Annotated in this window: 13 protein-coding genes and 5 tRNA genes; 11 read left to right on the top strand and 7 right to left on the bottom strand. The window is 70.8% G+C overall.

Annotated elements, in window-relative coordinates:
• Positions 1–197: 197 nt before the first annotated feature.
• The 4 genes from ACFQRF_RS21035 to ACFQRF_RS21020 form a co-directional block, all read right to left on the bottom strand.
• Positions 198–767, bottom strand: coding sequence for an HIT family protein (locus ACFQRF_RS21035; RefSeq protein ID WP_379872846.1), 570 nt, complete (start codon positions 765–767; stop codon positions 198–200).
• A gap of 56 nt (positions 768–823) precedes the next feature.
• Positions 824–1,651 carry a TerC family protein gene (locus tag ACFQRF_RS21030; RefSeq protein WP_379872845.1) on the bottom strand — a complete coding sequence of 276 codons (828 nt, stop codon included), beginning with the start codon at positions 1,649–1,651 and terminating at the stop codon, positions 824–826.
• A gap of 227 nt (positions 1,652–1,878) precedes the next feature.
• Positions 1,879–3,546 (bottom strand): DUF885 domain-containing protein, encoded by a 1,668-nt coding sequence (locus ACFQRF_RS21025; protein ID WP_379872862.1) that lies wholly within the window; start codon positions 3,544–3,546, stop codon positions 1,879–1,881.
• A 102-nt stretch (positions 3,547–3,648) separates the two neighbouring features.
• Positions 3,649–4,248 carry a Uma2 family endonuclease gene (locus ACFQRF_RS21020; protein ID WP_379872844.1) on the bottom strand — a complete coding sequence of 200 codons (600 nt, stop codon included), beginning with the start codon at positions 4,246–4,248 and terminating at the stop codon, positions 3,649–3,651.
• A 60-nt stretch (positions 4,249–4,308) separates the two neighbouring features.
• Here ACFQRF_RS21020 and ACFQRF_RS21015 point away from each other — a divergent pair, with 60 nt between their 5' ends.
• Entirely contained in the window at positions 4,309–4,974 is a 666-nt protein-coding gene (locus ACFQRF_RS21015; RefSeq protein WP_379872843.1) for a cyclase family protein, read from the top strand.
• 78 nt (positions 4,975–5,052) lie between these two features.
• On the opposite strand, the gene thrS is transcribed toward ACFQRF_RS21015, so the two are convergent.
• Entirely contained in the window at positions 5,053–7,026 is a 1,974-nt protein-coding gene (thrS, locus tag ACFQRF_RS21010; RefSeq protein ID WP_379872842.1) for a threonine--tRNA ligase, read from the bottom strand.
• A gap of 196 nt (positions 7,027–7,222) precedes the next feature.
• On the opposite strand from thrS, the gene ACFQRF_RS21005 reads away from it, so the two are divergent.
• A complete protein-coding gene (locus ACFQRF_RS21005) occupies positions 7,223–7,621 on the top strand; it encodes a PGPGW domain-containing protein (protein WP_379872841.1) in 399 nt (132 codons plus the stop codon).
• Positions 7,622–7,719: 98 nt separating this feature from the next.
• On the opposite strand, the gene ACFQRF_RS21000 is transcribed toward ACFQRF_RS21005, so the two are convergent.
• Positions 7,720–7,793, bottom strand: a tRNA-Val gene (locus tag ACFQRF_RS21000).
• 437 nt (positions 7,794–8,230) lie between these two features.
• Here ACFQRF_RS21000 and ACFQRF_RS20995 point away from each other — a divergent pair.
• Complete coding sequence (locus ACFQRF_RS20995) at positions 8,231–8,650, top strand: SsgA family sporulation/cell division regulator (protein ID WP_379872840.1); 420 nt, start codon at positions 8,231–8,233, stop codon at positions 8,648–8,650.
• 251 nt (positions 8,651–8,901) lie between these two features.
• Here ACFQRF_RS20995 and ACFQRF_RS20990 read toward each other — a convergent pair whose 3' ends face one another.
• Positions 8,902–9,744 carry an aminotransferase class IV gene (locus ACFQRF_RS20990; RefSeq protein ID WP_379872839.1) on the bottom strand — a complete coding sequence of 281 codons (843 nt, stop codon included), beginning with the start codon at positions 9,742–9,744 and terminating at the stop codon, positions 8,902–8,904.
• A gap of 453 nt (positions 9,745–10,197) precedes the next feature.
• Here ACFQRF_RS20990 and ACFQRF_RS20985 point away from each other — a divergent pair, with 453 nt between their 5' ends.
• The 8 genes from ACFQRF_RS20985 to ACFQRF_RS20950 all read left to right on the top strand — a co-directional run bounded on the left by ACFQRF_RS20985 (position 10,198) and on the right by ACFQRF_RS20950 (position 14,762).
• Positions 10,198–10,629 (top strand): roadblock/LC7 domain-containing protein, encoded by a 432-nt coding sequence (locus ACFQRF_RS20985; protein ID WP_379872838.1) that lies wholly within the window; start codon positions 10,198–10,200, stop codon positions 10,627–10,629.
• 156 nt (positions 10,630–10,785) lie between these two features.
• Positions 10,786–10,858: transfer RNA gene (locus tag ACFQRF_RS20980), tRNA-Gly, on the top strand.
• A gap of 37 nt (positions 10,859–10,895) precedes the next feature.
• Positions 10,896–10,968: transfer RNA gene (locus ACFQRF_RS20975), tRNA-Gly, on the top strand.
• Positions 10,969–11,012: 44 nt separating this feature from the next.
• Positions 11,013–11,087: transfer RNA gene (locus ACFQRF_RS20970), tRNA-Cys, on the top strand.
• Positions 11,088–11,098: 11 nt separating this feature from the next.
• Positions 11,099–11,173: transfer RNA gene (locus ACFQRF_RS20965), tRNA-Val, on the top strand.
• Between the two features lie 488 nt (positions 11,174–11,661).
• Positions 11,662–12,672, top strand: a complete 1,011-nt coding sequence (locus tag ACFQRF_RS20960; protein ID WP_379872837.1) for a Bug family tripartite tricarboxylate transporter substrate binding protein — start codon at positions 11,662–11,664, stop codon at positions 12,670–12,672.
• A gap of 41 nt (positions 12,673–12,713) precedes the next feature.
• Positions 12,714–13,223 (top strand): tripartite tricarboxylate transporter TctB family protein, encoded by a 510-nt coding sequence (locus ACFQRF_RS20955; RefSeq protein WP_379872836.1) that lies wholly within the window; start codon positions 12,714–12,716, stop codon positions 13,221–13,223.
• A 9-nt stretch (positions 13,224–13,232) separates the two neighbouring features.
• The gene (locus tag ACFQRF_RS20950; protein ID WP_379872835.1) at positions 13,233–14,762 is read left to right on the top strand and encodes a tripartite tricarboxylate transporter permease; all 1,530 of its coding nucleotides are present in this window, start codon (positions 13,233–13,235) and stop codon (positions 14,760–14,762) included.
• Positions 14,763–14,906: the final 144 nt, after the last annotated feature.

The following is a 14,906-nucleotide window of genomic DNA, read 5'->3' as shown; positions in this document are numbered from 1 at the left end:
GTCGGCGCGCCCGCCGCGCGCGCCGCGGCCGTGGCGGCGGCGCGCCGTGGGCCGGCCGTTCCGGGGCGCCGGCGCGGCCGGATTCCCGCCATCGATCCCACCCGACACGACGATCAAGGTGACTCACATCACATCGGACGGCGGGTTTTCGGCCGCGCACCCGTTCGGCTCTCGGACCGGCCCCGTCCCCACCGGCGTCAGCGCGCCGGCCAGTTCCCGGCGAGCGCCGCGCGGGTCTGCCGCAGCAACTCGGGCAGCACCTTGGTCCGGCCGACCACCGGCATGAAATTGGTGTCGCCGCCCCACCTCGGCACCACGTGCTGGTGCAGGTGCGCGGCGATGCCCGCTCCGGCCACGGAACCGAGGTTCATGCCGACGTTGAAGCCCTGGGCTCCCGAGGCCGTCCGCAGCGCCGTGATGGCGTCCTGGGTGAGCGAGGCGACCTCGGCGACCTCGGCCTCGTCCAGCTCGGTGTAGTCGGCCACGTGCCGGTACGGGCAGACGAGGAGGTGCCCGCTGTTGTACGGATAGCGGTTGAGCACCACGAACGCGGCCTTCCCGCGGGCGACGACGAGGCCGTCCTCGTCGGCCAGCCCCGGCACCCGGCAGAACGGGCAGCCGTCCGTCGGTCCGGATCCGCTCGGCTTGTTCTCGCCCTTGATGTAGGCCATCCGGTGCGGGGTCCACAGCCGGTCGACGCCGTCCGCCTCCCCGACGCCTTCGCCGGAGGGCTCGCCCGCGTGGACGGCCGGGTCGTCAGTGCTCATACCGGCAAGCATAGGAGTTCGCCGCGCCCGGCGGCACCGGGCGCGGCCACCCCCGCTCAGCTCTCGGTGGCCGGCCGGACGGCGGTGTCGGAGTCAGCGCCCTCGCCCGCGCCGGCGGGCGCGGTCTCGGCGTACCGGCTGCTCAGCTTGACCGGCTGCGCCGCCTGCCCGCGCTTGCTGCGGCGGCGCTTGCTCACCGCCAGGTTGAGCACCTCGACGAAGAGCGAGAAGCCCATGGCCGTGTAGATGATGGCCTTGTCGATGTGGAAGCCGAGGCCGTCGGCGACCAGGGTCATGCCGATCAGCAGCAGGAAGGCCAGCGCCAGCATCTTGACCGTGGGGTGGTCGTGCACGAACCGGCTGAGCGGCGCCGCGGAGACCAGCATGACGATGACGGCGATGACCACGGCGGCCACCATCACCCAGATGCCGCCCGGCTGGTCACCGATCATGCCGACCGCGGTGATGACGGAGTCGATGGAGAACACCAGGTCCAGCGCGACGATCTGGGCGATGACCGCGCCGAAGGAGGCGCCGACCTTGGATCCGGCGTGGCCCTCCTCGCCTTCGAGGCTCTCGTGGATCTCGTAGGTGCCCTTGCCGATCAGGAAGAGCCCGCCGACGAGCAGGATCAGCGACTTGCCGGAGAACTCGATACCGAGGAACTCGAAGAGCGTCTGGTCGAGCTGCATGATCCAGGTGATCGACGCGAGCAGCGCCAGGCGGGCGACGAGCGCGAGCCCGATGCCGATCTTGCGGGCGCGGTCGCGCTGGTGCTCGGGGAGCTTGGCCGACAGGATCGAGATGAAGACCAGGTTGTCGATACCGAGAACGATCTCCAGCGTGACCAGCGTCAGAAAACCAACGATGAGGTCGGTGGGCATGGCGTCAGTCAACTCCGGGGGATCTTCGGTCCGGCACAGGGCGCTGAGAATCTAGGGAAGCGCACATAAGTAACACATAAAGTCACGCTGTGTGGCCGGACCGGGGCGCCGCACCCCGACGTCCCGATACCCCGGTTCGCCCCCCGGCGAAACCCCGGCCGCCCCGGGGAACCGCCGCACGGTCCGGTGCGGGAGTGTCCCGCGGCTCCGTCCAGGGAGACCGGGTTTCACACGCCGAGCAGGGTGCGCAGGTGCCGGGGCGGCGGCGAGCCGTGCGCCAGCATGGCATCGTGGATCTCACGCGGACCGGCGCCCGGGCGCGCGGCGGCGAGGTCACGGGCGAGGTCGCTCACCTCGCGGTATCCGACGTAGTAGGTGGCCAGTTGCGCGCTGGTCAGCTGGGCGCGGCGCCACTTGCCGACCGCCTCACCCTCCTCCTGGTGACCGCGTTCGACGAGCAGCTCCATCGCCGCCGCCTCCGTGAGGTCCCCCGCGTGCACGCCGACGTCCAGGATGGCGTTGAGGATCGCCCGGAGCCGGGTCTTGAGCTGGAACAGCCGCGATGCGAGACCGGCGCCCTCCGGCCGGTCGGCACCGGCGAGCAGTTCCTCGGCGTACACCGCCCATCCCTCGACGAACGGCCCGCTCCACAGCGCGTGCCGGATCCGGGTGCCGCCGGTGTAGCGCGCCGCGTGCGCGAGTTGCAGCGCGTGGCCGGGGACGCCTTCGTGCACCATGAGGTTGCGCAGCATGTGCGCGTTGTACTCCCGGTAGAAGGAGTCGCGGCGCCGCCGCGGCCAGTCTGCGGGCGGAGGGGCGACCGCGATGAAGGTCGTTCCCCCGGCGGGCGCCAGCGGGCCGGGCGGGTCACAGTAGGCCACGGCCACTCCGCGGCGCGACTCGGGCATCGGGATGATGCGCACCTCCTCGTCCGGCACCGTGACCAGATCCAGCTCGGCGACCCGCGTCAGCAGGTGACGGTGCGCCTCCTCGCACAACGGGCGCAGGGAGTCCGCGTCGGTGGCAGCGTCGTCGGCGAGCCGGTCCAGCACCGCGCGCACCTGCCCGCGGTGGGCGGGGCGGCCGTCGTAGGCGGCGGCGACCTCGGCGATCTCCTCCTCCGTGGCGATGAGGTCGCTCTCGGCCCGGGTCAGCAGCGTGTCCGGGGTCAGCTCCGAGTCGAGCGTGTACCACAGCTGCGCGGCGTAGGCGCGGGCGCCGAGCCGCGGGTCGGCGGCGGCCGTCTCCAGGCGGTTCTCCAGCCACGAGGCGTGCTCAGCGAGCGCGGCCCGCGCGGTCTCGCGCGCGGCCTCGACCTCGCGCCGCAGCGCCGACGCGGCTCGCCCGCTCCCGGCGGCGGCCGTCTCCAGCGGCGCGGCCGGCTCCGGGCCGAGCAGCGCCGCCGTCCCCCGGGTCTGCTCGATGGCGGTCTCCACGTGCGGGCGCGGCATGCCGGGACCGTCCTCCAGCCGGGCGCGCGCGGTGGCGAGGAAGTCCGGAACCGCCCTGCACCGGGCGGCGAGCGCGCGCAGCCGCTCCTCGGCGGGCAGCGTGTCGCGGGCGATGAGCTGGTAGAGCGCGTCGCCGGGGCTGTGCCGCAGCGGGTCCCAGGTGTGCTGCCGCAGCTCGGTGAGCCGCCACATGTCGGCGGTGAGCCGGGAGCGCAGCAGTTCGAGATCCCCCCGGTCCGGGACGGGCAGCAGGGTGTCGTCGATCTCGTCCAGCGCGCCGAGCGCGTCGGCGAGCATGGCGACGCGCCGTCCATCGGCGTCGGCGGAGTGGTCGGTGAGCCGGTCGGCGAACCGGAGGTCGCCGAGCTCCCCGGCCCACTCGGGAGCGTCGGAGAGCAGTTCCTCCAGGATGCGGTCGCCCACGGCGCGGAACCGGTCGGTCATGGCGTTGGTGCCCGGGCCGGGCTCAGGGGTAGTCATCACCTGCCATGGTGCCCGTTCTGCGGCCGAAGGGCACGTGGGGACGGGGCGGTGACACGCCAGGGCTCACTCGGGGGCGATGAACGCGGAGGTGTCGATGTCCACACCGAACGGATCGGGAAGAGTGAGGGTGCCTCCGAACGGCACGCGAGTCCGCCGCTGGTACAGACCTCCGTGTGGTTCTTCGAACAGGGAGGCGCTGTTGTCAAGGGGATCGATGAGCAGGTACATCGGAACCGCCGCGAGTGCGTATCCCCGAAGTTTCCGGATCCGGTCATTTTCCGGGTTGGTGGGAGAGGTGATCTCGACCGCGAGAAGCAACTCGGAGGCGGGGAAGACGAAATCCTGGTAGGTGGTGACGACCTTGCGGGGAAGCACCACCAAGTCGGGGATGTAGCGCTCGTTCGTCCTCGGCAGCGTGATGGTCACCACCTGGTAGGGCAGATGGCCCTCCGGCGCGGCATCGTACAGGTCCCCTTGCAGGACCGTGAGAATGTGAGCATGCATCCCTGAGGGAGTGGGGGACACGACGAGGGTTCCTCCGATGATCTCGACTCGGTAGCCCTCAGGCACGACCAAGTCGTCCGCCAACTGGGCCAGGTCGGGCGAAGCATGCTGCACCGCGAGCGACATCGTCTCCTCCTGAGTCCCGTTATCGTCGGTCATGACGCTAATCATGCCCTGCCGCCGTCCGCAGGGAAATGATCAAGATCGGGGGACTCTGACATGCGTGTTTCCCGCATCGTGGACCTGAGCCACCCGCTCGGCCGCACCACCCAGGTCTACCCCGGTGATCCCGTCCCGGTCCTGACGACCGTCGCGACGGTCGAGCGCGACGGGTACCACGTCACCCACGTGTCGATGAGTTCGCAGAGCGGCACGCACGCCGACGCGCCGTACCACTTCTTCTCCGACGGCACGCGGATCGACCGGCTCGACCTGCGGCTGTTCACCGGACCCGCCGTCGTGGTCGACGTGACCGGGCGGCCGGCGCGCTCGGCCATCGGGACGGACGACCTCGCGCCGTACCGGTCCCTGCTGCGGCCGGGGACGATCGTGCTGCTGCACACCGGGTGGTCGGTCTACCACGGCACCGACCACTACTTCGCGCATCCCTACCTCAGCGGCGCGGCGGCGGCCGAACTCGTCGCGATGGGGATCCGCACCGTCGGAATCGACGCGCCGAGCCCGGACCGCACCCCGGCCGCCGGGGAGGCGGCCGGCGACTGGCCGGTACACCGGCGGATGCTCGGCGCGGGCGGCACCCTCATCGAGAACCTGTGCCGGCTGGCGGAGATCGACTTCCCCGATCCGCTGTTCAGCGCCGCGCCGATCGCGCTGGAGGGTGCCGACGGCGCCCCGGTGCGCGCGGTGGCGCTGCGGGTCGGCTGAGCCCGGACACGGCGGAGCGGGCCGCACCCGAAGGCGCGGCCCGCTCATCGCCCGGCGGTCCGTTCCACCGGATCGCCGCTACCGGCGCTCGCGCACCGCCGTCACGATCTCGGCCACGGCCTGGTCGATGGGGACGCCGTTGTTCTGCGAACCGTCGCGGTACCGGAAGGACACCGCGTCCTTGCTGACGTCCTCGTCACCGGCCAGCAGCATGTACGGCACCTTGGACTTCTGCGCGTTGCGGATCTTCTTCTGCATCCGGTCGTCGCTGGCGTCGATCTCCACCCGGACGCCCTCGGCGCGCAGCCGGTCGGCCACCCGCTCCAGGTACGGGACGTGCTCGTCGGTGATGGGGATGCCGGTGACCTGGACCGGCGCCAGCCACGCGGGGAAGGCGCCCGCGTAGTGTTCCAGCAGCACGGCGAAGAACCGCTCGATGGAGCCGAACAGCGCCCGGTGGATCATGACCGGCCGCTGCCGGGAGCCGTCGGACGCCTGGTACTCCAGGTCGAACCGCTTGGGCTGCTGGAAGTCCACCTGGATCGTGGACATCTGCCAGGTGCGGCCGATGGCGTCGCGCGCCTGCACGGAGATCTTCGGCCCGTAGTAGGCGGCGCCGCCCGGGTCGAGGACGAGTTCGAGGTTCTGCTTCTCGGCCGCCTGCCGGAGCACCTCGGTGGCCTCCTCCCACTCCGTCGGCTCGCCGATGAACTTGTCGGAGTCGCCACGGGTGGACAGTTCGAGGTAGAAGTCGCTGAGGCCGTAGTCGCGGAGCAGGTCGAGGACGAAGGTGAGCAGCGTGTCGAGCTCGGCCGGCATCTGCTCCTTCGTGCAGTAGATGTGGGAGTCGTCCTGGGTGAAGCCGCGGGCGCGGGTGAGGCCGTGCACCACGCCGGACTTCTCGTACCGGTACACGGTGCCGAACTCGAAGAGCCGCAGCGGCAGCTCCCGGTAGGACCGCCCGCGCGCCCGGAAGACCAGGTTGTGCATCGGGCAGTTCATGGCCTTGAGGTAGTAGTCCGCGCCCTCGAACTCCATGGGCGGGAACATCGAGTCGGCGTAGTTCGGCAGGTGGCCGGAGGTCTCGAACAGCCGCCCCTTGGAGATGTGCGGGGTGTTGACGAACTGGTACCCCGCCTCCTCGTGCCGGCGGCGGGAGTAGTCCTCCATCACCCGGCGGACCACGCCGCCCTTCGGGTGGAACACCGCGAGGCCGGAGCCCAGCTCGTCGGGGAAGGAGAAGAGGTCCAGCTCCGCGCCGAGCTTGCGGTGGTCGCGCTTCTCCGCCTCCTCCAGGAAGGTGAGGTAGGCCTTGAGCGCCTCCTTGCTCTCCCACGCGGTGCCGTAGATGCGCTGCAACTGCGGGTTGCGCTCACTGCCGCGCCAGTAGGCGGCGGCCGAGCGCATCAGCTTGAAGGCGGGGATGGCCCGCGTGGTGGGCAGGTGCGGGCCCCGGCACAGGTCCTTCCAGCACCGCTCGCCCGTGCGCGGGTGCAGGTTGTCGTAAATGGTGAGCTGGCCGGCGCCCACCTCGACGGACGCTCCCTCGGCGGCGTCACCGGCGCCGCCCTTGAGTCCGATCAGCTCCAGCTTGTACGGCTCGTCGGCGAGTTCCTCGCGGGCCTCCGCGTCGCCGACCGCGCGGCGGGAGAAGCGCTGGCCCTGTTTGACGATCTCCTGCATCTTCTTCTCGATGCGCTTGAGATCGTCCGGGCTGAAGGGCTCGGGGACGTCGAAGTCGTAGTAGAAGCCGTTCTCGATCGGCGGGCCGATGCCCAGCCTGGCCTCGGGGAACAGCTCCTGGACGGCCTGGGCCAGCACGTGCGCCGTGGAGTGCCGCAGGATGGCCCGGCCGTGGTCGGAGTCGACGGCGATGGGCTCGACGGTGTCGCCGTCGGCGAGCTCGTGGGCGAGATCGCGTGGCTCGCCGTTCACGAGCGCCGCGATGACGGTGCGCCCGTCGGCCTCCAGCGCCGCGCCGGCCGTCGTCCCGGCCGCCACCACACGCTCGACTCCGGCGAGGGTGATACGCAGCTCAGGTAGGGCCGACACGGTGACTCCTTCGATGTTCTCGGTGCTGGCACGGCGCCGGATCCGGCCCGGCGCCGCGGGCTGGTGTCGATGCTATCGGCAAACCATGGCCGCGATGCCGGACGGAGGACCGCTCTTGACCGCTGACTGACCTCGGGGGATTCTCGGGCGACCTACCCCAAACCCCGCAAGCGATCGGGCCGATATCGTGGATCACATGTCATCGAGTCCCGTAGCCGGCACCGGCCGGCCGACCACGGCGGCGACGTCCGGGCGCACCCGGTCCAGGCGCTGGCGGCGGCTGCGCGCCCGGATGCGCGTGTGGCGGATGCGCATGCACTCCCACCCGGTCCTGCACTGGACGTGGCGCAGCGTCGTGACCGTGGTCGGCGGCACGCTGCTGATCGCCGGGGTCATCATGTGCGTGACCCCCGGGCCGGGCGTCGGAGCCATCATCCTGGGCCTCGCCATCCTGGCGACCGAGTTCGCGTGGGCGCGCGGGCTGCTGCACCGCGCACGCGTGCGGGCCCGTCAGGCCAAGGACACCGCGGTGCAGGCGGCCGCGACCAGGCGCCGGCGGCGGGGAGCCCGCAGAGGGCTGCGTTCTTCCAGCTGAGCGTCCGGAACATCGGCCGCACGGCGTACCGTCGCGGGCGGTGTGACGCGTGCCTCGAACGCGAAAACGCCGGTCCATGGGACCGGCGTTCGGCGAGGTGGGCGATACTGGACTCGAACCAGTGACCTCTTCGGTGTGAACGAAGCGCTCTAGCCGTCTGAGCTAATCGCCCGGGTTTCCGCCCGCCCCGTGGGGCGAACAAGTAAGACTCTAGCGCATCCGCGAGGGTGCGCGATCCACTCACTCCCCTCCCATTCCGGTGCACTGTGACCGAGATCACAGCATCGCTTCGACAGCGGGCCGTCAATGGAACGTAAAGCACGAAACCGCCCGAAGCACCGGCAATCCGGACGATCTCCGCAGGCGCCAGCGACACGATCCAGCCCTTGAGGGTGACCTGGGCCACATATGAGGAGGAAATTACTGGTTTCCGCAGCTCATTACAGTGTCGAAGGACCGGACCGGTTGTGGCGAGACGCGCCCCGTCGCGGTCCAAGGCAAAAAGATTCACCGGTTGCGCGTCATAGTTGTCGACCGGTCACGTGGGAGCGGGTGAGACAGGAACGAACCCGCACAGCGCGGGGCCGGACGAGAAAAGGTTTGGCGAACATGAACAGTAGCGGCACCACTGCCACCGCCGAGCTCGGCCTTCGGCTCGTCGTGCCGGACCGCACGGCGGTCCCGCTGGTCGCGCGGCTCGACTACACGGCCAGCGACCCCTACGCCATCAAGGTGGCGTTCCACGTCGGCGAGGACGAGCCCGTCGAGTGGATCTTCGCCCGCGAACTGCTCACCGTGGGCATCGTGCGTTCCGTCGGCGAAGGCGACGTCCGCGTCTGGCCGTCCAAGGAGTCCGGCGAGCGCATGATCAACATCGCGCTGTCGTCTCCGTTCGGGCAGGCGCAGTTCGACGCCAGCATTTCTCCGCTGGCCGAGTTCCTGCACCGCACGTACGAGATCGTCCCGGCCGGCGAGGAAGCCGACTTCGTGGACCTCGACGCCGAGATCGAGCAGCACCTCTGCCCCTGACCCACTGACGTGTCAGGGTGACCGGCGGCAGTAGCGCCGGTACCGCGCACGGTCGTCCACTCCGCCCCCGGAGGGTGACCCGGCGACCTCGTGCGCCCGACTTCTGGGACTTCTCCGCGCATACCCGTGGGATGGTTTACCCGCCGCAATCGGGCACAAACCCGCGAGGTGTAGCGTTTCGCCGGAATGCCGCGACTCCTCAGAGTCGCGGCATTCCGCGTTTCCGGTGTCCCGGTGTCCCGGGCCCCCGGTCAGGGATCCAGGTCGGCCGCACCGCGCTCGGCGAACCCCGCCATGGCCTTGCGGGTCACCGGCCCCGGCGCCTCCGGCAGCACATGCCCGTCGATGGCCCGGATCGGCTGGACGTCCCGCCCGGTGGAGGTGAGGAACGCCTCCGTGACCTCCGGCAGCGCCGACATCGGCACATCGGCCTCGTCGCCGCCGCACCATTCCAGGACCAGTTCCCGCGTGATGCCGGCGAGCGGGCCCGCCGACAGCGGCGGTGTCACGAGCCGCCCGCCGGTGACCACGAAGATGTTGCTGCCCGTGCCCTCGCACAGGTTGCCCGCGGTGTTGCCGAAGATGGCCTCGCTCCCGCCACGGCGGCGCGCGTAGTCCAGAGCGAGCACGTTCTCGGCGTACGACGTGGTCTTCAGCCCGGCCAGCGCGCCGTTCTCGTTCCGGGTCCACGGCACCACCGTGACGTCCACCGCGGGAGCGGGGACCGGGAAGGGGGCGACCGCCACCACGTACGTCAGCTCACCGCCCGTCCGCTCGGAGCCGAGCGGCCCCGGGCCGGCCGTCACGGTGATCCGGACCCGCGCCGGGTCGACCCCCTCGTTGGCGTCCAGCGCCTGGCGCACGCCATCGGCGAGCCGGCCGAGATCCGGGGCGGGCAGCCCCAGCCCCTCGGCCGAGCGCACCAGACGGCGCAGGTGCCGCGTGAGGGCGAACGCCTGGCCGCCCACCGCCTTGACGGTCTCGAAGACCCCGTCGCCCACCGTGATCCCGTGGTCCAGCACCGGGACCCGGGCATCCTCCGCGGCGACCACGTGCCCCGCGCCGTGTCCGGCACCGGCGATCCACACCCGCATGGTGCTCACACTCCCCCGTTCACTCGCCACAGGAGGCATTCCCTCCCCGTTCACTCGCCACGGGAGAGAGTCCCCCCGTTCGCTCGCCACGGGAGGCTTCTCCCGTCGATCGGCCGTGGCCTGATCCTGCCACGTCCACCGTCCCCGGGGCCGGGCTCCCTGAAATCTCCCGCGGCGGCCGCGGTCCGCCCGTACCCGCGCTGAGCTGCCCCGGTGCCGCGAAGACGTGGGGCCACCGCCGCCCGAGTACGGTTGTCGCACCGGTGCGGCGCCCGCCTCCCCCGACCGCGTCCCGGCCCGCGCGCCCCGCCGACGCCACTCGCATAAGTTACGAATGACTATCATCTGGGCAACACTTGCGGGACACCCTCTCCGCAGACATTCCGGACCACCTACGCCTTCCCCGGCGTGGAGTCCCGTTCCCACCCGCAGCCGATACAGATCAAGAGAGCCATGACCCCACGGAGCACCGCCCCTGGCGAACTGAGCTGGTTGCTCGACGACCTCCTCACGCGTGCGAAGGGGACGCACCACGCCATCGTGCTGTCGACCGACGGCCTGCTGATGGCGGCGTCCAGCCGGCTGGAGCGCTCGGCCGCCGAACACCTCGCGGCCATCGCCTCGGGGCTGCACAGCCTCGCCGGCGGCGCGAGCAGGCAGTTCGGCGCCGGCGGCATCCGGCAGAGCATCATCGAGATGGACCAGGCGTTCCTCTTCGTCGCCGCCGCCGGCGAGGGGGCGTGCATGGCCCTCATCGCCGACTCCGAGTGCGACGTGGGTCTCGTCGCCTACGAGATGAACAAGGTCATCCAGCGCGTCGGCCAGTACATGAGCGCGCCGCCGCGTCCCGACATGCCCACCTCCCCGGCGCACGTCGAACGCTGACCACCGCCGCGGCGGAATGCCGCCCGGCCGGCGGCCGGGCGGCGTGGGAATCCCCTCGCCAGGGGATTTCGAGTTTGTGCCGTCGCGGGAATCCGCTAGAGTTCATAACGCAGCGAGGGCATCCCTCCGGGCGACCGGAGGTCGGGCACCCGCCGCGCGGACGTGGCTCAGCTGGTAGAGCATCACCTTGCCAAGGTGAGGGTCGCGGGTTCGAATCCCGTCGTCCGCTCGAACACAGACCGTCATGAGGCCCCACCTCATGACAGGCGGACGTGGCTCAGCTGGTAGAGCATCACCTTGCCAAGGTGAGGGTCGCGGGTTCGAATCCCGTCGTCCGCTCGGAGAAGCCGCAAGGTGCCACTCGCACCTCAACGGTGACTCGTGGCGGAGTGGCCGAGTGGCTTAGGCAAGGGACTGCAAATCCCTGTACACGGGTTCGATTCCCGTCTCCGCCTCCAAGCCGCAACGCGGGCGATTAGCTCAGTGGGAGAGCGCTACCTTGACACGGTAGAGGTCACTGGTTCAATCCCAGTATCGCCCACCAGTAACACAGCAGATCAGGGTCTCTCAGACACCTCCCCGGCGCGACCGGTTCGCAACGGGAGATGTCCGGGAGACCTTTTTCATGCCCGCGGCCGGCGCGCCTGCGCGCGGAGCGGCACATCGGGAAGCGGCCGGGGGTGCCCCCGGCGGCCGTGCACCGGCGAGGGGCACGTGCTCGCGTGCGGAGCCGGACTCGCACCGCCCGCCCGAGCGCTCCGGGTGCCGAACCTGGTGGACACCCTTCGATCCCGGAGCCGGGTGCCGGATGCGCCTCCGGTCCGAGTCGTGGCGGCAGCGGCAGCGGCAGCGGCAGCGGCAAACCCGACCAACTGCCCAATCGACAACATGATTCCCAGACGGTATCAAGTCATACTCATTTGGCCTTGGACATGCATGACCGCACCTTTCTATGCTGCCACTCACCCAGCAAGGTGACCGTCTTCACAGCTTTCGTCACCCCCACCGGCGCACCACCGCAGCGGAGGAAGCATGGCCGAAGTACCGAACCGGAGGCGTGCCCTACGGCGCGCGACCCCGTTGCTCGCCGCAGGGCTCACCCTCTCCGTGGCGGCCTGCGGCGGGAATCTCTCCGGTGCTCAGGACGGCGAGTATCCCGCGGGTCCGATCACGCTGTCGGTGGGCGCGGAGCCGGGCGGCAGCACGGACCTGATCGCCCGCGCCCTGGCCGATGCCGCCCAGGACGAACTCGGCGTGGCGATGCCGGTCGTGAACACCCCCGGCGCCAACGGCGCCCTGGCCGCCAACCAGCTCGCCGCCGAGGCGCCCGACGGCTACGAGCTGCTCGTCACCAACGCCTCGCTGTTCGCCATCACACCGCTGGCGGTGTCCGAGGAGGAGGCCGTCGACCTCGCCGACTTCGAGGTGATCACCGGCCTTTCCCGCGACGACTACGTCCTGGTGACCGCGGAATCCTCCGAGTACGACACCCTCGACGACGTCATCAGCGCCGGCGACGGGCTGAAGTTCGGCACGACCGGGGTGGGCACCGGCAGCCAGCTCGCGCAGGAACTCCTCTTCCAGCAGGCCGAGGTCTCCGCCACGGCCGTCCCGTTCGACGGCGGCTCCCCCACCATGACCGCCGTCCTGGGCGGACAGGTCGATGTCGGCGCCGTCCAGCTCGGCGAGGCGATGCCCCAGATCGAGTCGGGCGACGTGACACCGCTGGTCACCTTCTCCGAGGAGCGCAACGAGTACATGGCCGACGTGCCGACCGCGATCGAGGAGGGATACCAGGTGCGGGTCGCCCAGTACCGCGCCGTGGTGGCACCCGCCGAAACCCCCGCCGAGGTGGTGGAACGGCTCCGGTCGGCCTTCGAGAACGTGTTCTCCGACGAGTCCTACGTCTCGTTCAACGAAGAGAATCTGCTCACCCCGCACGAGGTCGCGCCGGAGCAGGTGGCCGAGGAGTGGACCTCCTCCCTTGAGGAGTACCGCGAAATCGTGGAGGAGTACCAGATCGACATGGGCGCGCAGGAATGAGGGGGCCGCACGGCGGACACCCCGCGGAACCGGCCGGCACCGTGGAGACCGCCCCCACCTCACGGCCAGAGGGCACCGGTCCCGGCACGGAGGCCGCCGGGGAGACTCCCGCCCCGCTCGGCACCGCGGCCAACGCGGTGGTCGCCCTCGTGGTCGTCGCCCTGGGGATCGCGGGAGCGTTCGGCTCCCTCGCCCTCGGACCGGGCACGCCCGCCGAGTTCGGCGCCGGCGCCTGGCCACTGGTCATCAGCCTCGCGATCACCCTCCTGGGCGGAGTACTGCTGTTCTCGGCGCGGCGCACCGCCGACGCCGAGGCCTTCTCCCGGGCCTCGTGGAAGGTCGCGGCGGCTCTGGCCACCATGGTGGCCTTCGTGTCCGTGATCGGGGTCATCGGCTTCGAGATCCCCACGGTGCTGCTGGCCTTCGTGTGGCTGCGCTTCCTCGGCGGTGAGTCCTGGCGATCGTCCGCCGTGATCTCGATCGCCATCGTGGTCGCCTTCTACACGGTCTTCGTCGGCCTGCTGTCCGTGCCGATCCCCCACCTCTTCTAGGAAACGACCATGGACACCCTGACTTCCATGCTCGACGGGTTCGGCGTGGTCCTCGAACCGGTCAACCTGCTCTACTGCCTGATCGGCGTGGTGATCGGCATGCTGGTGGGCGTGCTGCCCGGACTCGGGCCGGCCGCCACGATCGCGATCCTGCTGCCGCTCACCTTCGGGATCGAGCCGGTCACGGCGATCATCATGCTCGCGGGCATCTTCTACGGAGCCCAGTACGGGGGGACCATCACCTCGGTCCTGCTCCGGCTGCCCGGGGAGGCGTCCTCGGTGGTGACGGTCTTCGACGGCCACGCGATGGCGCGTGAGGGCCGCGCGGGCACGGCCCTGGGGATCGCCGCCATCGGCTCCTTCGTGGGCGGCACGGTCTCGATCGTGGCCCTGTCCGTGGTGGCACCGCTGGTGGCGGGTTTCGCCCTGGGTTTCGGTCCGCCCGAGTACACCGTCCTGGCGCTGCTGGGCATCCTGCTGGTGGCGACCGTCGGCAACGGCGGCCGGGTCAAGGCGCTCGTCGCCGCCGGGGTCGGCCTGCTGCTGGCGACCGTCGGCCGGGACACCTTCACCGGTGCCGAACGCTTCACCTTCGACACCCTCGCCCTGGCCGACGGGCTGGACTTCGTGCCGATCGCCATGGGCCTGTTCGGCCTCGGGGAGATCCTGCACAGCCTGGAGGAGCGGCACCGGGCACCGAGCGGCCCGCTCAAGGTCTCCAACACCTGGCCCTCGCGCGCCGACCTGCGCCGCTCGTCCGGGGCCATCGGCCGGGGCTCGGTCATCGGCTTCGTTCTGGGGGTGCTGCCCGGAGGCGGGGCCACGCTGTCGTCGATGGCGGCCTACGCCCTGGAGAAGCGCAGGTCGCGCACGCCGGAGCGCTTCGGCACCGGCGCGGTGGAGGGTGTGGCGGCTCCGGAGACCGCCAACAACGCCGCGGCCACCTCGTCGTTCATCCCGCTGCTCACCCTGGGCATCCCCGCCAACGCCACGATGGCGATCATCTTCGGCGCACTGCTCATCCAGGGGGTGCCGCCCGGGCCGCAGCTGGTCTCCGAGGAGCCGGAGCTGTTCTGGGGGGTGATCAACTCGATGTACATCGGCAACATCCTGCTGCTGATCATGAGCATCCCCCTGGTCGGCCTGTTCGTGCGCATCCTGCGGGTGCGGCCGACGATCCTCGCGCCGATCACGGTGCTGATCACGCTGGTGGGGGTCTACACGGTCCGCAACAGCATCTTCGACATCGGCCTGGTGATCGCCTTCGGCCTGCTCGGCTACCTCATGAAGAAGACCGGGTTCGAGCCGGGGCCGCTGGTGCTGGCGTTCGTCCTGGGCTCACTGCTGGAGAGCTCGCTGCGCCGCTCCATGCTGCTCTTCGACGGTGACGTCGCCGGTTTCGCGACGCGGCCCATCTCGGGCACGTTGTTGTTGCTGCTGATCGCGGTGCTCCTCGTCCCGCTGGTGCGGATGCTGCTGGCGCGGCGGGCCGGCCGCGCCCCGGCCCCGGCCCCGGAGCGGCAGGACACCCGGGTCTGACCCGGGGGCGGTCCCGGGCGGCCTGGTGGCGTGTCGCCGGCGGTGGCGGGATCCGCCGTCGGACCCGGCCGCCACCGGGCTCGTCCCGGGGTTGCCGGCCGACCCGGTCGGCCGCCGGACGGTCTCGATCGCCCCCGATGTGCG

This window comes from Marinactinospora rubrisoli, from assembly GCF_042664915.1.
Taxonomy (GTDB): Bacteria; Actinomycetota; Actinomycetes; order Streptosporangiales; family Streptosporangiaceae; genus Marinitenerispora; species Marinitenerispora rubrisoli.
Note: the sequence above shows the minus strand (reverse complement) of the source record. Positions and strands in the feature narration are given on the sequence as shown.